General features: G+C 41.2%; 14 protein-coding genes. 7 read left to right on the top strand and 7 right to left on the bottom strand.

The annotated features are described in order from the left end of the window. Positions 1–50 precede the first annotated feature (50 nt). Positions 51–230, top strand: a complete 180-nt coding sequence (locus MWU84_RS16475; RefSeq protein WP_246903690.1) for a hypothetical protein — start codon at positions 51–53, stop codon at positions 228–230. On the opposite strand, the gene MWU84_RS16480 is transcribed toward MWU84_RS16475, so the two are convergent. Next, positions 227–1,570: a tyrosine-type recombinase/integrase gene (locus MWU84_RS16480; protein WP_246903692.1), complete on the bottom strand. Its 1,344-nt coding sequence runs from the start codon at positions 1,568–1,570 to the stop codon at positions 227–229. The genes MWU84_RS16475 and MWU84_RS16480 overlap by 4 nt on opposite strands. A 632-nt stretch (positions 1,571–2,202) precedes the next feature. Between MWU84_RS16480 and MWU84_RS16485 the strand changes: the two genes are divergently transcribed. The 3 genes from MWU84_RS16485 to MWU84_RS16495 all read left to right on the top strand — a co-directional run bounded on the left by MWU84_RS16485 (position 2,203) and on the right by MWU84_RS16495 (position 6,493). Further along, positions 2,203–3,684, top strand: a complete 1,482-nt coding sequence (locus tag MWU84_RS16485) for a Na+/H+ antiporter NhaC family protein (protein ID WP_246903694.1) — start codon at positions 2,203–2,205, stop codon at positions 3,682–3,684. A 48-nt stretch (positions 3,685–3,732) separates the two neighbouring features. Then, a complete protein-coding gene (gene era / locus MWU84_RS16490; RefSeq protein WP_246903703.1) occupies positions 3,733–4,617 on the top strand; it encodes a GTPase Era in 885 nt (294 codons plus the stop codon). 343 nt (positions 4,618–4,960) lie between these two features. Further along, positions 4,961–6,493, top strand: coding sequence for a choice-of-anchor I family protein (locus MWU84_RS16495; protein WP_246903705.1), 1,533 nt, complete (start codon positions 4,961–4,963; stop codon positions 6,491–6,493). A gap of 148 nt (positions 6,494–6,641) precedes the next feature. On the opposite strand, the gene MWU84_RS16500 is transcribed toward MWU84_RS16495, so the two are convergent. Then, positions 6,642–7,145 (bottom strand): GTP-binding protein, encoded by a 504-nt coding sequence (locus MWU84_RS16500; protein WP_246903707.1) that lies wholly within the window; start codon positions 7,143–7,145, stop codon positions 6,642–6,644. 79 nt (positions 7,146–7,224) lie between these two features. On the opposite strand from MWU84_RS16500, the gene der reads away from it, so the two are divergent. Then, positions 7,225–8,529, top strand: a complete 1,305-nt coding sequence (gene der, locus MWU84_RS16505) for a ribosome biogenesis GTPase Der (RefSeq protein ID WP_246903709.1) — start codon at positions 7,225–7,227, stop codon at positions 8,527–8,529. Between the two features lie 347 nt (positions 8,530–8,876). Beyond that, positions 8,877–11,639 carry a TonB-dependent receptor gene (locus MWU84_RS16510; RefSeq protein ID WP_246903714.1) on the top strand — a complete coding sequence of 921 codons (2,763 nt, stop codon included), beginning with the start codon at positions 8,877–8,879 and terminating at the stop codon, positions 11,637–11,639. 668 nt (positions 11,640–12,307) lie between these two features. Here the strand turns inward: MWU84_RS16510 and MWU84_RS16515 are convergent. The 5 genes from MWU84_RS16515 to MWU84_RS16535 are packed head-to-tail and all read right to left on the bottom strand — an operon-like array spanning position 12,308 to position 15,450. Beyond that, positions 12,308–13,099, bottom strand: a complete 792-nt coding sequence (locus MWU84_RS16515; protein ID WP_246903716.1) for a TPM domain-containing protein — start codon at positions 13,097–13,099, stop codon at positions 12,308–12,310. Next, on the bottom strand, positions 13,080–13,517 hold the full coding sequence (locus MWU84_RS16520) for a TPM domain-containing protein (protein WP_246903718.1): 438 nt from the start codon (positions 13,515–13,517) through the stop codon (positions 13,080–13,082). The genes MWU84_RS16515 and MWU84_RS16520 overlap by 20 nt, the downstream gene beginning before the upstream one ends. 6 nt (positions 13,518–13,523) lie before the next feature. Continuing rightward, positions 13,524–14,123: a LemA family protein gene (locus MWU84_RS16525; protein WP_246903720.1), complete on the bottom strand. Its 600-nt coding sequence runs from the start codon at positions 14,121–14,123 to the stop codon at positions 13,524–13,526. Positions 14,124–14,143: 20 nt separating this feature from the next. Then, positions 14,144–14,473 (bottom strand): MerR family transcriptional regulator, encoded by a 330-nt coding sequence (locus MWU84_RS16530; RefSeq protein ID WP_246903722.1) that lies wholly within the window; start codon positions 14,471–14,473, stop codon positions 14,144–14,146. Further along, the gene (locus tag MWU84_RS16535) at positions 14,473–15,450 is read right to left on the bottom strand and encodes a M23 family metallopeptidase (protein WP_246903724.1); all 978 of its coding nucleotides are present in this window, start codon (positions 15,448–15,450) and stop codon (positions 14,473–14,475) included. The genes MWU84_RS16530 and MWU84_RS16535 overlap by 1 nt, the downstream gene beginning before the upstream one ends. Positions 15,451–15,554: 104 nt before the next feature. Between MWU84_RS16535 and alaS the strand changes: the two genes are divergently transcribed. Then, positions 15,555–18,167 (top strand): alanine--tRNA ligase, encoded by a 2,613-nt coding sequence (alaS, locus tag MWU84_RS16540; protein ID WP_246903726.1) that lies wholly within the window; start codon positions 15,555–15,557, stop codon positions 18,165–18,167. Positions 18,168–18,175: the final 8 nt, after the last annotated feature.

Consider the following 18,175-nt stretch of genomic DNA (forward strand, 5'->3'; position numbering starts at 1 on the left):
TAGGTTTTCGTATAAACTATTTCACCTCTCCAAAACAATTAAAAAAAGTAATGGCATTTTCATATTCGAAGGATGTCAATTTAAATAAGGTTTGCTCACAGACCTACCATCTGGCCTATGCGAGCTCCAGCTTCGATCTAGAAATATCGATCAAGGATATCCGTGAGAACAAAGTACAGTCTATACCCCATTATTTTGCCATAAATCCCAACATTTCCAATGGTTTTTAAGAATTTAAAACCGCATCCAAAGCATCATCGGCATCTTTATGGATAAAATTAGCCTGATACATGATGGTCGTTTTTAAATCGCTATGCCGATATAGTTTTTGTAACATTAGGGGCGAAATGGTGTCCCCTGCGATATTACCAAAAGAATGGCGGGCAATATGGTTGGATAGGTTTTTTGTAATCCCACATTTTTCGGCAATCGCCTTTAAGTATTTATTAAGTACAGCGGTTCCATTACGGGTCTTTACAAATACATCCCGCTTACTATTAGGATTCGCTTTTTTTAAATAGGGAAAAATAAAATCCTTATTTGACTGGCGCAACGGTCGATAAAAATCCAATATCCCCTTGACCTGATCCGGAATTTTAAGGCTCAATGGCTTTTCGTTCTTGTTCATGGTATAATAGAGACGTCCATCCATCAAATCCGACCATTTCATTTGCAACACGTCCGAAATCCTAATTCCGGCAAAATAGTAAGAGAACAACCACACATTACGGGTGTGCCACATAGCCGAATCTTTCTCCAATTCCGCATTTTCAATACGCTTTATTTCTTCTCTTGTCAAACCGATTTTTTGTGTTGGTTTTATTCGTATACGCTCTTTTTCTCCTGCAAAAGGATAGTGTTTGGTTTCCACGATACCTTCTTTTATGGCCGCATTAAAGAGGGTGCGAATATAAATAAGATGATTGGTAACGGTTCTGGTCTTATGATCTAGATAAGAAATACAGAACACTTTAAAGTTACTTAGAAATGCCTCGGTAATGTCTTCAAAATAGAGCGAGGTTTCTTTACCAAATTCGCCTTTTACATGGCCCAAGAAATTATATCCAAACTTTCTGGACTGACCTACCCGATTTCGTCGCCGGTCTATAATTCCATTGATGACTTGTTTTCGCTCTTCAAATCTTTTCCACTTTAAAAACTCACGGATGTTAAACAACATTGAAAGTTCCCCTTTACAGGTGGAAAATGAACCTGACTGAAATTTGTTTATTACACGTTGCGACCCAAATTGAAAAAACGAAACCGTTCGACCTTTATGCTTTGCTTTGTTCTTGATTTGTTTACTAGAAATGAACTCCTTTGACCCTTCCGCTTCTAGTGCGATACTATCGACCTCGGTCAATTTTTTTAGTAGATAATTATTCAACCTTGCTGAATTGGCGTGGGATTTTTTAACCTTACCCAAATCTTTGTCCCAATCCTTTTCCAAAATATATTGACCTGTAAATATGTATCGTGTCTTTCTATTTTGGGTAATTCGAACGGCCAATGGAAAAGTGCCATCCTTCTTTTTATCATGTTTCCAAAGCACTATCTTTATCGAGGCCATTTTAGTAAAATATTTCCTCTAAGATACACTAATGACCACATTCTACCTAAAACATACCTAAAACATTTTGGGGTTTTATATGATTTCTGCTGTTTTGACATAAAACGTAAATATTTGATTATCAGTTATATCAAAACATATTAGACCATATAAAACCAATATTTCTGCGACTCATAACCCGAAGGTCACTGGTTCGAGTCCAGTTCCCGCTACTAAGAAAACCAGCTAGAAATAGCTGGTTTTTTTGTTTTACGTAAAACCAATGCTTGCATTGGCTTTGAAGTAAAACAAAAATAACCGGGCGCGAAGCGACCATGGTTTTCTTTGTAAAACCTCCCCCAAGGCCCTTTCCGTAGCAGCGCGAAGGAAAGAATCCAGTTCCTTTGACAACCCATAAAAGCAATGCTCCCATTGGCTTTGTGGCAAAGCAAAAAAAAATGATTCCCATAAAATTGTTCTCAAATAAAAATTGGGCCTGAAGGCATTCTAGTAAAGGCGCCCCAAGGCCATTTCCGGCATTTCTGGGAGAGGTCCAATAAAAAATGCCCTCTGGTAGTCTACCTTCTCCAAAATCTTGCTATTTTGTATCGATTTTAAGTAAAATCCGTCACCTTTAATTCGCCCGATCATTTATGGATAACTATGGTTTTCTCTCAATCTTACCTCCCGTAATCGCTATTATTCTGGCACTCAGAACAAAACAAGTTTATATAGCCCTTCTTTTTGGAATTTGGTTTTCCTGGATCATCATCAACGACTTTAATTTTCTCACCGGTACCCTTGCCGCCATTGAAGGCTTGGTGGATGTTTTTAAATCTCCCGGCAATACCAGGACCATCATGTTCAGTGCCCTGGTAGGGGCCTTATTGTTGTTTATACAGTATTCCAAAGGGGTGGAGGGTTTTATAAACGAGCTTAATAAGGTAATAGCCTATTTCGAAAAAAAACAAAGTGGCTACAGTAGGGTAGTAGTACAACTCATGGCCATGTTTACTGGAATTTTATTGTTTGTAGAGACGAGTATTAGTTCCTTAACGGTAGGAACATTGTACCGCCCAGTTTTTGATAAATTGAAGATTCCCAGAGAAAAATTGGCCTATATAGCGGACTCCAGTTCGGCCCCGTCCTCCATATTGATTCCCTTTAATGCATGGGGGGCCTTTATCATGGGCTTATTGCTTACCCAGGGCATAGAAAATCCTTTCAGCACCATGCTTTCTTCCATAGCCTATAATTTTTACCCCATACTGGCCATAGCCATTGTTTTTGTGGTTATAGTTACCAAAAAAGATATTGGATCAATGGCGAAAGCGGAAAAACGGGCCAGGGAAACAGGGAAATTGCTAAGCGACACTGCTCAGCCTATGTTGTCCAGTGAAGTAACCTCTTATGGGGCCAAAGAAGGTATCAAGGCCAAGGCTTATAATATGATAGTGCCCCTGGCGACCATGGTATTCATGATGCCGATTAATTTGGCCTATACGGGTTGGGATGCCGTGGAGGACGCGGGCTCTTTTACGGACCATCTTTTTAAGGCCATTGGCCAAGGTTCCGGTTCCTCCTCCGTACTATACGCCGTACTCACGGCTATTTTGGTCGCTATGGTGATGTACAGGTCCCAAAAAATCATGAAGACCAAAGAAATGATAGATCTAGTGCTGAAAGGAATTAGTGAATTGATGCCCCTGGCCTTGTTGATGCTGTTGGCCTTTGCCATTGGGGACGCCTGTAATGCCTTGGGAACAGGGCAGTTCGTGGCCAATTGGTCCAAAGACTGGTTGTCGCCCGCCTTTTTACCGGCTGTAATTTTTGTGATCAGCTCCTTTATTGCCTTTTCCACAGGGACTTCTTGGGGGACTTTTGCCATAATGATGGCGATTGCCATACCCATGGCCGAAATTCATGGGGCACCTTTGGCTTTGGTGGTGGCGGCGACGTTGGGCGGCGGAGTCTTTGGGGATCACTGTTCTCCCATTTCCGATACTTCCATTATTTCCTCCATGGCCTCTGCCAGTGACCATATAGATCATGTTAATACCCAGTTGCCCTATGCCCTGATCGGTGGCCTAATTACTGTAACTCTTTACGTAATTTTAGGGCTAATTATGATATAGCTGGAAGGATTCCACTACCTTTGCACCTATTAAAGTTAAAAAGGGAAGATGTCGCATAAAGCCGGTTTTGTAAATATTATAGGAAATCCCAATGTGGGGAAATCCACGCTCATGAATGCCTTTGTTGGGGAAAAATTATCTATTATTACCTCTAAGGCACAAACTACCCGGCACCGAATTTTGGGCATCGTCAACGGGGACGATTTTCAAGTGGTACTTTCCGATACCCCAGGGATTATTAAACCCGCCTATGAATTGCAGTCGTCCATGATGGACTTTGTAAAGTCGGCCTTTGAAGATGCCGATGTGCTGCTATATATGGTAGAGATTGGGGAAAAGGCTTTAAAGGACGAACGCTTTTTTGAAAAAATTAAAAACAGTACCATTCCCGTTTTGCTTCTGTTGAACAAAATTGATGTTTCGGAACAGGGCATATTGGAGGAAGAGGTACAATACTGGCAGGAACAATTGCCAACAGCTGAAATACATCCCATATCCGCCCTTCAGAATTTTAATGTGAAGGAAGTCTTTTTACGGATTTTGGAATTATTGCCGGAAGCCCCTCCTTATTATCCCAAGGACCAGTTAACGGATAAGCCGGAACGCTTTTTTGTAAACGAAACCATTAGGGAGAAAATCCTTCAATTTTATAAAAAGGAAATTCCATACTCAGTGGAGATCGATACCGAGGAATTTTTTGAGGATGAAGACATTATCCGAATGCGGTCCGTTATCATGGTGGAACGCGATTCCCAAAAAGGAATCATAATAGGACATAAGGGAAGTGCCCTTAAAAGGGTAGGGGTGGAAGCCCGTAAGGACTTGGAAAAATTCTTCGACAAACAGGTGCATTTGGAACTCTATGTTAAGGTAAACAAGAATTGGAGAAGTGATCCCAATCAGTTGAAGCGCTTCGGCTACAATCAGGGTTAGAATTTTAACGAGCTAAGTTTCCCTTGGTTTTTGTAGGTTTCATTTTTAAAAGCATAGGTTGAGCAACTGTTGCCTTGTTATGCGTTAGCCCTGCCTGCTGATGGCAAGGAGCGGTGGCATCCCCGCAGCAAGGCCAGGGATGTAATCAAGAGCCCGACCGACCTAGGAGGAAACGCCCAAATAAATGGACGAGACCATAAGTACTGTAAAAGTGGTGTTGCCGGCCGTTTATTTTCTTTATCCTTAACATTTAGGTTAGATCCTTAACAATTAGTTATTATTTATTTTACGCTTAGCTTATAGCCGGTTTACATCTTTGGTTTTAAATAAATAACCAAAGAAAATGAAAAAATCACTTTTAACGTTTATCGTAGGTGGAATGCTGTTCACCTCATGTATTAAAGATCATATCGGCCATGGTGGTGGCGGTAATGATGATGACAATGTAGATGTTTCAACCCTGACCTTCGCAAAAATCGGCGGCTTCACCAATGGCGCCGGAGAAGAAGGTTTTGCTGAAATCAGTGCCTTTGATCCCAAGACCAACAAATTATTTGTAGTAAACCCTGTAGAGACCGAAGTTTCTGTATGGGATATTACATCACCTTCATTATCCGTTAAATTAACCTCAATTTCATTGGCCGGCACCCCCAACAGTGTTGCCGTACACGATGGGGTTTTGGCCGTGGCCGTGGAAAATGCCAACAAGCAAATGAATGGTACCATACAGACCTATAACACCGAATCACAAACTTTGATGCATACCTATAATGTAGGTGCTTTGCCAGATATGGTAACTTTTAGTCCCAATGGGAAATTTATTATTTCTGCCAACGAAGGGGAGCCTAACGATGATTATACGGTTGACCCTGAGGGATCAGTATCTGTAGTGGATGTTCAGAAAAATGAAGTGAATACCTTATTTTTTACCAACTGTGATGCCGCTTCCATTGGAAATAATTTTAGGGTTTTCGGTCCCAATGCCAGCGCCGCACAAGATATTGAGCCAGAATATGTAGCGATTTCGGACGACAGTAAGTATGCCTATGTTTCCCTTCAGGAAAACAATGGGATGGCAGTAGTAGATTTAAAGGCAATGACCATTTCCAATGTGTTTGGCTTGGGGGTAAAGGATCATTCCTTGCCTGAAAACAAGTTGGATGCCAGCAATGAGGATGGTATCGTAGGGAATTTTCAGAACTGGCCAGTTTTAGGATTTTTTATGCCCGATGCCATTACTTATACGGAACTTAACGGTATTGGGTATATAATCTCAGCAAATGAAGGGGATTCCAGGGATTACGATGGCTATTCGGAAGAGGAAAGGGTAAAGGATCTAATCCTGGACCCAACAGTATTTCCAAATGCTGCGGATCTACAAATGGATGAGAATATTGGGCGATTAAAAACTACAACTGCCAATGGGGATACCGATGGTGATGGGGATTTTGATGAAATATATGCCTATGGGGCAAGGTCCTTTAGTATTTGGTCCACTTCTGGTGATTTGGTATATGACAGTGCCGATGAAATTGGAAGAAAAACTTTGGAAGTAAATCCGGCTTATTTCAATGCCGACGAGGGCGAAGCCGATGGTAGAAGTGATGATAAAGGTGCCGAACCAGAATCTGTAACTACTTTAAAGGTAGGTGAATCTACCCTGCTATTTGTTGGTTTGGAACGTTCAGGCGGAGTTTTGGTATATGATATCACCAACCCTAACAGTCCGGAATACGTAAATTGGTTGTTCGATGCCATGGATGTTGCTCCAGAAGGTTTGTTGGCTGTTTCCAAGGAAGATAGTCCTACCGGAAATGCCTTGGTGGTAGTGACCAATGAGGTCTCCAATACTATAGCGTTCTATGAAATTAAATAGCACATAAATTTTTAATGAAACTAATCCCTGGGCATCTTGATGTCTAGGGATTTTTTTATTTCTAGCATCTAGCATCTAGCATCTAGCATCTAGCATCTAGCATCTAGCATCTAGCATCTAGCATCTAGTCTTGTCCCCAATGCCTATCCTACAGATCGTTATCAACCTTGGTATGCTGTAACATAAACTCATGCAGTTGATGCATTTGGGGCTTACCTTTTTTTCTTCCTATCCTACCAAATACGTAAAGAACTATCCATGTTACGATCATTAAGGCCATTAACCCGATCTGAAGGCCTATTTCTTTGCCCAGGGCTTTATTGGAATAGGCCCAAATCCCAAAAATGATAAATAAGGTGGCAACTCCAAAATGGATGAACATAAAAAACGTCCATAAAGTAGGGTTGGGGCCGAACAATCCATAAATGGTACTATCGCCCTCTTCCTGGTCTACCACCTCAATTTGCAGTTGGGGCGACCAAAAATGGGATTCCGCCTTATTGAATTTTATAAAAACATGATGATCCGATATTTTTACGATAAAAGGAGGTTTGTCCGCCTTTTGGAATAATTCTAAAATGGGTTTTGCGGGACCGTTTGCTTTAATTTGGAACCTTGGTCGTAGAACAATTTCGTTGGGTAATGCTTTCAAACTAGTTGGCTGATAATTAGGATAAAAGATACTGTTTTTTCTTCGGATATAAATAGTACTTTTGCAGCAAATTAAAAGTATGAGTGCTATAGTAGCCATTGTAGGAAGACCTAATGTAGGCAAATCAACTTTCTTTAATAGATTAATTCAAAGGAGAGAGGCCATTGTTGATGCCGTGAGTGGGGTTACGCGCGACCGTCATTACGGAAAGAGCGATTGGAACGGAGTGGAGTTTTCTTTGATAGACACCGGTGGATATGTATTGGGGAGCGATGATGTTTTTGAAAAGGAAATAGATAAGCAGGTAGAGTTGGCCATTGAAGAGGCCGATGCTATCATCTTTATGGTAGATGTGGAATCTGGAGTGACCGGAATGGATGAGGACGTGGCCAATTTGTTGAGACGTGTTAATAAGCCGGTTTTCTTGGTAGTCAATAAAGTGGATAACAGTAAAAGAGCTGAAGATGCCGTGGAATTCTATTCCTTGGGCCTAGGTGAATATTATACCATTGCCAGTATTAATGGTAGTGGTACCGGAGATCTTTTGGACGACCTGGTAAAAGTGTTGCCGGAAAAGGAAAAGGAGAAGGACGATCTGCCACGTTTTGCAGTGGTGGGAAGGCCCAATGCGGGAAAATCATCTTTTATAAATGCCCTTATTGGGGAAGAAAGATATATCGTTACCGACATTGCCGGTACCACAAGAGATAGTATAGATACCAAATACAATAGATTTGGTTTTGAATTTAATCTGGTAGATACCGCTGGGATCCGGCGAAAGGCCAAGGTAAAGGAAGATTTGGAGTTCTATTCGGTCATGAGGTCCGTTAGGGCCATTGAACATTCGGATGTCTGTATTCTTATGTTGGATGCCACCCGTGGTTTTGATGGGCAGGTAGAAAATATCTTCTGGTTGGCACAACGCAACAACAAGGGGATAGTGATCTTGGTAAACAAATGGGATCTGGTAGAGGATAAGGAGACCAATACCATTAAGCAATACACCCAAAAAATTAAGGAGGCCATAGCGCCCTTTACCGATGTGCCCATTATTTTTATCTCCGTTTTAACGAAACAGCGCATTTTTAAGGCCATTGAAACAGCAGTTCAGGTTTATGAAAATAGATCCAAAAAGGTAGTGACCAGAAAACTGAACGATATTATGTTGCCCATAATAGAAAACTATCCTCCGCCGGCCTATAAGGACAAGTATGTAAAGATTAAATTCTGCACCCAATTACCAACACCCTACCCACAGTTTGCTTTTTTCTGTAATCTTCCTCAATATGTAAGGGAGCCGTATAAGCGCTTTTTGGAGAATAAATTAAGGGAGAATTTCGATTTTACAGGGGTGCCGGTTACGGTATTTATGAGAAAGAAATAAATATCCTATTGAAACCGGGATTTTTATTTTAACCAAGGTTTTCCCTATGGTTGTGATTCGCACCTGTCCGTTCGTTAGACAGGTTTTTTTTGTGAATTCCTCCTTCCTATGCCGGTAGGCAGGGTCGGAACTGTCTTTTTTGGCAGCTCCGCGTGAGATAAAATACAATATTTCGATTTTTGGCCCCTTTGGTCAAAATACATCCCAAAAAAATCGCTATGGCTTACATTGGAACAACCATTTTCAATTAGGGTCTTAAAGTTCTGTTAAGCATTTGGGCCTTAGTAGGTCAAGGGTTATTTTTGGGGACTTACCATACAACCAAAAATCCAAGACCGTATTGCCAAATGAAGAAATTTCAATTTTCTATTCTTTTTTCCATTTTATTTTTTAGCCTTTCTTTTTCCCAGGATTTTGTGTTGAGCGGGACCATTGTAGATGCCATGACCAAGGCACCATTGGAAGCCTCCACAGTTTATGCGGAATCTATAAAGGATAGTACTTTGGTCTCCTTTACGGTATCTGACCAAAAAGGGGCTTTTGAACTGGAGGGGGATACCAGTCTTAAAGAGGTAAATGTATTCTTCTCCTACAATGGGTACAAACCACATTATTTAAAAGTTAAGCTAGAGGCCCAGGTAGATTTGGGGAATGTGCAATTGGAGGAACAAGCCCAGGAATTGGATGCTGTTCTTGTTGTGGGCGATAGGGTGCCGATCACCATAAAAAAAGACACCTTGGAATTCAATGCGGATTCCTTTAAAACAAAGCCAGATGCCTCTGTAGAGGATGTACTGAAGAAGTTGCCTGGGGTTGAGGTGGATAGTGACGGTAAGATTACCGTGAACGGCAAGGAAGTAGACCAAGTGCTGGTAAACGGACAGGTTTTTTTTAGTAACGACCCCAAGGTAGCAACCAAAAGCTTGCCCAAGGACATTATAAGCAAGATCCAGATTATGGATACCAAAACCAAAACCGAGGAGTTTACAGGGGAAGCTGGGGATGGTGAAAATAAGACCATTAATCTAACTATAAAGGAGGATAAAAATAAAGGCTATTTGGGAAGAATGGCTGCAGGTTATGGTACCGATGAAAGATATCAGTTAAACGGACTGCTCAATTACTTTAGCGATAAGAAGCGGGTAAGTTTTATTGCTAGCTCTAATAATATTAATAATTCAGGATTTTCTTTTGATGAGATCTATGATATGGTAGGAAATACCAGTGGGGGTTATTCGGGAGCCCGGGAATCCGGTTTAATCAATAATTTTGGTAATGGAATAACCACTTCATCCAATTTAGGGACCAGTTATGCCGATTCGGAAAAGGGGGAATATAAGATCGATGCGAACTACTTTTTTGGATATAGCGATTCCTATAATGACCAAAGAACAAGTAGGGAAAACATCTTGCCCGATAGTAGGTATTTTACCGACAATGTATCCAATTTTGAGGGTTCTACCAATTCCAACCGAGGGGCGGCAAATATAGACTATGACGTGGATGAAACCCTTCGGGTTACCGTTGAGCCTTCCATGAGCATCAATAGGACCAATTCCGTCAATAGTAATAACAGGATTTCCACGGATGAAAATGGGGATTTGATCAACAGAAATGATAGGACAACAGTCAGTGACGGACATCAAAGAAATTTTTCCAACCGTTTTGGGATTATGAAAAAGCTGGATACCATTGGTAAAATGGTCAGCTTTAATTTTTCCAATGACAATTCTGAAAATGTAAATACGACAAATCTAAATTCTATCAGGGAGATATTTGGAGATGACCCAAGTGTAGAAAACTTGGATCAACTTTCGGAGATAGACAATAAAAGAAATTCCTATGAATTGGAGGTGGAATATAGACAGCCTTTGACCAGCAAGCTGTTTTTGGAATTTGGTTATGAATATAGAAACGACCAAAGGGACAATGCCAAGGAAGTAATGGATTTTGATACCAATACTAATGGTTATACCGATTTTAATACTGCCTTGAGTTCTGATTTTACCTTCGGGAATGTGCAACAGTCACCATCTTTTGGGGTGCGTAGTAATGGAGAAAAATTGAATATTAGGGCCGATGCCTCCTATGTGATGACGGAACTTAAAAATGAAGACTTTCTTCAGAATACTTCTTTTTCCAATTCTTATAAGAATTTATTGTTCAGAACTAGAGTGAGGTATAATTTAGGTAAGAACAAACGTATTTACCTTAGGTATAACTCCAGTCTAAATGTGCCATCTGTAAATCAATTACAACCTGTGCCCAATATCAACGATCCTTTGAATGTGGTAATAGGGAATCCCAATCTGTTGCCGAGTATTAACCATGGTGTTGATTTTAATTACAATAATTATAATTGGAAGGATAGAACCGGAATTTTTCTTTATACCGGATTCGATATCCGCAAGGATAGGGTGTCCGCCATCTCCACAACGGACGATAATTTTTTAAGAACCACCCGTTATACCAATGTCGATGGCAATTATAGTGGATACGGGGGTATTGGGTATTCCAAGCAAATAAAGAAAGACAGTCTCTATACCCTTAAATTCAACGTAAGGCCAAGATTGAGCTACGGAAGGCAGGTAAGTTTCACCAATGGCGTGGAATTAAAGGCAAAAAGTTTTGATGTTACGCCTTATGTTTCCACAACCTATAATTATAAGGAACAGATAGAGATTGAACCCGGATATGGAATAGGCTTTAACAATACCACCTATAATTTGGAAAGTGTAGAAGATATAAAATTCACCTCCCAGAATGCCAGTCTAAGGGTTACGACCTACTGGCCCAAAAATTTAATATGGGGCAATGATCTTAAATACAGTTACAATGGCAATGTGGGGCCAGGATTTAGAAAGGATGCCCTTTTTTGGAATATGAGTCTCGGACTTCAGATGCTGCAGGATAAAGGGACCCTTAAGGTGTTGGCTTATGATTTGTTGGATCAGAACATCAATACCCGAAGAACAACCGGGGAAGATTTTATTCAGGATTTTCAAGGTACCGTACTACAACAGTATTTTATGGCGAGCTTTACGTATAAGTTCGATCAGTTTGGAGGTAAAAAACCTGATATTGGAGGTAGAAGAGGTCGTTACAATTAATGTTATTGTTTGAGGTGTTTCGGTTTTCCAGGGTTTTTGATTTGATGGTTTATTTTCAAATCATCGAATTAACCCATTTTCAAATTAAACTATTGCTACATTAATACATTAGCACATTATTCCATTTCAATATTACCAAATTAGCTTAACGTGAGTTGTCTATTAGAAAATTTACGTCAGTCAGAATGATTTTCGGTAGAAAATCGTATCGAAGACAAGTGGATTTTCGATCATAGCCTAATTTCGATACAATTTTTCTTCGTTTCACTATGCAAAACCACTCAATTTGACGGCTTTTGATTTTTAAGTTTTTACATCGAACTCACGTTAGCTTATTGCCAAATGTTCAAATTACCTCATTGGTAAATTAGCCAATTGGCACATTGCTACATTAATTAATTGTTACATTTTCAAATCACCAAATCACCAAATTAAACCACTGTTGCATTCTTTTGGATGTGGGCCACTTCTGCCTTTTTTACCACTAGTCTCTAGATTGAAATGTTTCTGGATTGAAAAGTTTGTGCTTGGATGTGTTTCATATCATCAAATTCACCCATTGCCACATTATAACATTGGTACATTGATTATTCCATTTTCAAATTTTCAAATTCACCAATTTCCAAATTAATCCATTGCTACATTAGTTCATTGTTACATTAATAATATCACCAACTCCCAGACGAACCACCGCCACCAAAGCCGCCACCGCCGAAGCCTCCTCCGAAACCACCGCCGCTGCCAAAACCACCTCCCGTTGACCCTGATCTATAACCGCCCCTACCCATATTGCTCAGCACAATAATGTCCCATAGGTCCATTCCCTTACGGTTTCCCCCCTTGCCACCGCCACCCCTTCTTCCCTTATTGGAAAGAATAATGATAATTACAATGAAAATGATGAAGGGTAGCAGGGTCCGAAATGGAAATCCCGGCGTGTTGTCAAAACTTCTGTCCTCTTGGAATTCACCATTTAACACATCAAAAATGGCATCGGCACCTTTATTGAGTCCCTCGTAATACCTGTCCTGTTTGAATTCTGGGATAATTACGGTTTCTATAATGCGTTTAGAAAGGGCATCGGTCAAGAACGGTTCAATACCATAGCCTGTATTTATGGCAATTTTACGATCGTCTCTGGCCAATAGGATCAATATGCCATTGTCTTCTTTGGCCTGTCCTATTCCCCAGGCGTGTCCCCAATTGGCGCCCAAATAGTTGATGTTTTCCCCTTCGGTAGAGGAGATAATGGCCATGACGATCTGAGTGGAAGTACTGTCCGAATAACGGATCAATTTTTGTTCCAAGGTATTCGTTTCTTGGGGAGTTAGAAGGTTTATATAATCATAAACGCTGGTCTGTTCCTCAAGTTGGGGTTTTTCAGGGATTTTAAATTGGGCAACAGTTATGGAGTAGCTGCATAGGACCAGAAATAAAAGACTACCCTTTAGATACTTCATTGCTTAATTCGTTGGTGTTATTATGTCGCCATGGGAAATGGGTTTCCAGCTCTTTGCCGGCCATGAGTATTCCTTCTATGATACCTTGCTTAAAATGTCCTATTTTAAAATGTTTTTCCAGAATCGTTTTCGTGTTGTCCCAAAAATTATCGGGGACTACGCGGTTAATGCCCTTGTCTCCATAAATAACAAATTTCTTGTCATGTACGGCAATGTAGATCAATACCCCATTTTCTTCTTTGGTATTGTCCATTTTTAAATAGTGGAATACCTCTTGGGCACGTTCAAAGTGGGGTTTTTTGGACATAGGTTCAATATGGACCCTAATTTCCCCTGAAGTATTTTTTTCGGCCTCAACAATAGCATTGACTATTTCCAATTCCTCACTGGCCGTTAAAAAATCTTCTACTTTGGACATACTGTATTAATTAAATTCGAAATTCACATCAGGAGCCTGCTCTGCACCGGCTTCCGATTTAAAGTAGGCCAACTCGTCAAAATTAAATAGGCCTGCCAATACAGTATTGGGGAAGGTTTTAATATGATTGTTGTAGGGCAGAACGCTTTCATTAAAACGGTTCCGTTCTATGTTTATCCGGTTTTCCGTGCCTTCCAACTGGGACTGCAGTTCCAGGAAGTTTTGATTGGCCTTCAGGTCGGGATAGCGCTCCACGGTAACCAAAAGGCTTTTTAGTGCACCGCTAAGTCCCCCTTGTACCTCGTTGAATTGTGCAAGTTGCTCCGGTGTAATGTTAGTGGGGTCTATACTGACCGAGGTGGCTTTGGCCCTGGCCTCTATAACTGCCGTAAGGGTACCTTTTTCAAAGTCTGCAGCGCCCTGTACCGTCTTAACAAGATTGCCTATAAGGTCGTTTCTTCTTTGGTAGGCACTCTCTACATTGGCCCATGTCTGGGTAGAGGTTTCCTTAAGTTTAATAGCCGTATTGTTAAAGCCTACGGCCCATTGATATATGCCTATGCCCAAAACGGCAAGGATGATAACTGGAATTAACCATTTTTTCATTGCAGTGTATTTAGTGTTATTTATAGTTGATTTTTTATCTTGATCAGTTCCGCCTTGACCTTTTCCAATTTTTGGATCACATCAAAGGTGGACAAGGTTTTTAACCTATCTTCCTTTAAATGGGTTTTGGCCCCTTCTAGGGTAAAACCACGTTCTTTGACCAAATGGTAGATCAGCTGAAGGTTTTTAATGTCCTGGGGCGTGAATTTTCTGTTGCCCTTAGCATTTTTTTTAGGTTTAAGGACATCGAACTCCTTCTCCCAAAAACGGATGAGGGAGGTGTTCACATCAAAGGCATCGGCCACTTCACCAATACCATAATAGCGTTTTTCCGGAAGATCTATGTGCATTAATCCAGGGATTGGTTTTCTTGGGTTGCGTATTTCAACATATTTTCGAATTCTTCCGCCGTTAAACTGCCGTAATAGAAGTTGATCGGGTTAATGCGTTCGTCATCTTTCCACACCTCATAATGTAGATGTGGGGCCTCTGATCTTCCAGTGTTTCCCACAAAACCGATGAGGTCGCCCCTTTTTACTTTTTGGCGGGCTTTGACGTTGTACTGACTTAAATGACCGTAAAGGCTCATGTATCCATAACCGTGATCTATTCTTATGTGTTTCCCGTAGCCCGAGGCATTGTTGTCTGCCCGGGTAACAGTTCCGTCGCCCGAGGCATAAATAGGAGTGCCTTTAGGGGAAGTGAAATCCATTCCCCAGTGCATTTTCCTAGCCTTGGTGAAGGGATCGGATCGCCAACCGTAACCAGATGCCATACGCGTAAGATCTTCGTTTTTTATAGGTTGTATGGCAGGAATTGCCGCCAATAACTTTTCTTTTTCCTCTGCCAGTTTGGTAATTTCGTCCAAGGATTTGGATTGTATCACCATTTGTTTTTGAATGATATCCAACCTTTTGGTAGTGGAAATGATCATATCGGAATTGTTGAAGCCTTCAAGGGATTTGTACCTGTTTACACCTCCAAATCCAGCTCTTCTCTGTTCTTCAGGTATGGGGTTGGCCTCGAAATACAATCTGTAGATATTGTTGTCCCTATCCTCAATATTGGCCAGTACATTTTCTATCTGCTCCATTTTTTTGCCCAACAATTCGAATTGAAGTTCATAATTTTTGACCTCCCTGGCCAAGGAAAGTTCGCGTGGGGTGTTTACCAAATTGGTGTTTAAAAGCAATATTAGGCCTAAAAATCCAAATAGAAAGGAGCCCAGAAAAAATAGAGCAATATTTCTAAATCTTCTGGATTTTTTGGGTTCTATCTTGCGGTAAGATAGGGTGTCCGGGTCGTAATAATATTTTACCTTAGACATGTATCTAATTTATCCTATTTTTGTGGTCGTGTTTATAGATAACTTGCAAATTTGCAAAATGTTTTCTAACAACCGTTAAATATATAAAAAGCTTACCAATTTACATGAAATCCCAAGAGATTAGAGCCAAGTTTTTAGAATTTTTTAAGGAAAAATCCCATAAAATAGTTCCGTCGGCACCTATGGTGATCAAAGATGATCCAACTTTAATGTTTACCAATGCCGGCATGAATCAGTTTAAGGAATTTTTCCTCGGAAATTCCGTACCAAAGTACACCCGTGTGACCGATACCCAAAAGTGCCTTAGGGTAAGTGGAAAGCATAACGACTTGGAAGAGGTAGGGAAAGATACCTATCACCACACAATGTTCGAAATGTTGGGGAACTGGAGTTTTGGAGACTACTTTAAGGCCGAGGCCATTGCTTGGGCATGGGAGTTTCTGACCGAGGTATGTAAAATTGATAAGGATAGCCTGTACGTAACCGTTTTTGAGGGCAGCCAGGATGCGGACCAGCTGGGGCAGGATACTGAGGCTCTGGAGCTATGGAGTAACATAGTGGCCAAGGATAAAATTCTTTTTGGGAATAAAAAGGATAATTTTTGGGAGATGGGAGATCAAGGACCATGTGGACCATGTTCGGAAATTCATGTGGATATTCGTTCCGCGGACGAGAAGGCCAAAGTATCCGGTGCTTCGCTAGTGAATAAAGATCACCCCCAGGTAGTGGAGATATGGAACCTGGTTTTTATGCAGTACAATAGGAAGGCCAACGGGCAATTGGAATCCTTGCCGTCCAAACATGTGGATACAGGGATGGGATTTGAGCGGCTATGTATGGTGATGCAAGGAATGCAATCCAATTATGATACCGATGTATTTACACCTATAATTCGTGAGATAGAAACCATTACCAATTCCAAATATGGCAAGGACGAGGATATAAACATTGCCATTAGGGTAATTGCCGATCATATTAGGGCGGTTTCCTTTTCCATTGCGGACGGGCAATTGCCCAGTAACACTGGGGCAGGTTATGTAATCCGTAGGATTTTAAGAAGGGCCATACGTTACGGATTTACCTTTTTGAACACCAAGGAGCCATTTATGTTCCAATTGGTAAAGGTGCTATCGGATACCATGGGAAAAGCCTTTCCGGAACTTAAGGACCAACGTCAGTTAATAGAAAATGTGGTCAAGGAAGAGGAACATTCCTTTTTAAAGACTTTGGACCAGGGGTTATTGTTGTTGGATAATATAGTTGACCAAAACAAGGGTAAAAGAATAGATGGTAGAAAAGCTTTTGAGCTATATGATACGTTCGGATTTCCTATCGATTTAACAGCGCTTATTTTAAGTGAAAGGGGTTATGAACTGGATGAAAAGGGTTTCGATGCGGCTATGCAAGAACAAAAAGCTCGTTCACGGTCGGCATCCGAGGTGTCCAAAGAGGATTGGATTGTCCTTATTGAGGACCCACAGCAGGAATTTGTGGGGTATGATAATTTGGAAATCTCTGTAAAAATTGTAAAATACAGAAAAGTGACTTCCAAGAAGGAAGGAGAGCAATATCAGATCGTATTCAACCTTACCCCGTTTTATCCGGAAGGAGGAGGGCAGGTAGGGGACAAGGGATATTTGGAAGCCCCCAATGGCGATGTGGTATATATACTGGATACCAAAAGGGAAAATAACGAAATCGTACATTTTGCAAAAAACCTACCCAAGGATACGGCGGATAAATTCAAGGCGGTGGTAGATGCAAGACAGCGAAAAAGAACCGAATGCAACCATACAGCTACCCATCTGTTACACCAGGCCCTACGTGAGATTTTGGGGCCGCATGTGGAACAAAAGGGTTCGGCCGTTCATTCCAAATACCTGCGCTTCGATTTTTCCCATTTTGCCAAACTTACCGCAGATGAACTTAGGGAGGTAGAAAGCTTTGTAAATGCGCGGATCAGTAATGGACTGCCCTTGGAAGAACAGCGAAATGTACCCATGGAAAAGGCTCTGGAGCAAGGGGCTATGGCCCTATTTGGTGAAAAATACGGCGATGCGGTCAGAACTATTCGCTTTGGGCAATCCATAGAACTTTGCGGGGGTACCCATGTGCAAAATACGGCCGATATCTGGCATTTTAGAATTAGGTCGGAAGGGGCAGTGGCCGCGGGAATACGCAGAATAGAGGCCATAACTTCCGATGCGGTCAAGGATTTCTATTCCGAAAGCAATAATACCCTGTTGGAGATCAAGGAACTACTAAACAATTCCCAGGAGCCGGTAAAGGCCTTAACGGCATTGCAGGAGGAAAATATGAGGTTGAAAAAAGAGGTGGAAAACCTTTTGAAGGACAAGGCCAAAAATTTGAAGGGCGAGTTACTGAACGAACTTACCGAAGTAAACGGAATCCAATTCTTGGCCAAAAAGGTAGATTTGGACGCAGCCGGAATCAAGGATATCTCCTTTGAATTGGGGCAGAACAGGAAGGATCTATTTTTGTTGTTCGCTGCTGAAAACGACGGGAAAGCACTTTTGTCCTGTTATATTTCCAAGGAAATGGTGGAGCAGAGGAAGTTGAATGCCGGTGCCATTGTACGTGAACTTGGGAAGTATATCCAAGGAGGTGGGGGCGGACAGCCATTTTTCGCTACTGCAGGCGGTAAGAATCCGGCTGGAATTCCAGAGGCTTTGGAAAAGGCGAAGAGTTATATATAAGACTTGGT

It is taken from the genome of Arenibacter sp. F20364 (genome assembly GCF_023015905.1).
Classification (GTDB): Bacteria; Bacteroidota; Bacteroidia; order Flavobacteriales; family Flavobacteriaceae; genus Arenibacter.

Bases quoted from the DNA above. Each gene is read 5' to 3' on its own strand.
- MWU84_RS16475 (WP_246903690.1), top strand. From the start codon at position 51: ATGGCATTTTCATATTCGAAGGATGTCAATTTAAATAAGGTTTGCTCA.
- MWU84_RS16480 (WP_246903692.1), bottom strand. From the start codon at position 1,570: ATGGCCTCGATAAAGATAGTGCTTTGGAAACATGATAAAAAGAAGGAT.
- MWU84_RS16485 (WP_246903694.1), top strand. From the start codon at position 2,203: ATGGATAACTATGGTTTTCTCTCAATCTTACCTCCCGTAATCGCTATT.
- era (WP_246903703.1), top strand. From the start codon at position 3,733: ATGTCGCATAAAGCCGGTTTTGTAAATATTATAGGAAATCCCAATGTG.
- MWU84_RS16495 (WP_246903705.1), top strand. From the start codon at position 4,961: ATGAAAAAATCACTTTTAACGTTTATCGTAGGTGGAATGCTGTTCACC.
- der (WP_246903709.1), top strand. From the start codon at position 7,225: ATGAGTGCTATAGTAGCCATTGTAGGAAGACCTAATGTAGGCAAATCA.
- MWU84_RS16510 (WP_246903714.1), top strand. From the start codon at position 8,877: ATGAAGAAATTTCAATTTTCTATTCTTTTTTCCATTTTATTTTTTAGC.
- MWU84_RS16515 (WP_246903716.1), bottom strand. From the start codon at position 13,099: ATGAAGTATCTAAAGGGTAGTCTTTTATTTCTGGTCCTATGCAGCTAC.
- MWU84_RS16520 (WP_246903718.1), bottom strand. From the start codon at position 13,517: ATGTCCAAAGTAGAAGATTTTTTAACGGCCAGTGAGGAATTGGAAATA.
- MWU84_RS16525 (WP_246903720.1), bottom strand. From the start codon at position 14,123: ATGAAAAAATGGTTAATTCCAGTTATCATCCTTGCCGTTTTGGGCATA.
- MWU84_RS16530 (WP_246903722.1), bottom strand. From the start codon at position 14,473: ATGCACATAGATCTTCCGGAAAAACGCTATTATGGTATTGGTGAAGTG.
- MWU84_RS16535 (WP_246903724.1), bottom strand. From the start codon at position 15,450: ATGTCTAAGGTAAAATATTATTACGACCCGGACACCCTATCTTACCGC.
- alaS (WP_246903726.1), top strand. From the start codon at position 15,555: ATGAAATCCCAAGAGATTAGAGCCAAGTTTTTAGAATTTTTTAAGGAA.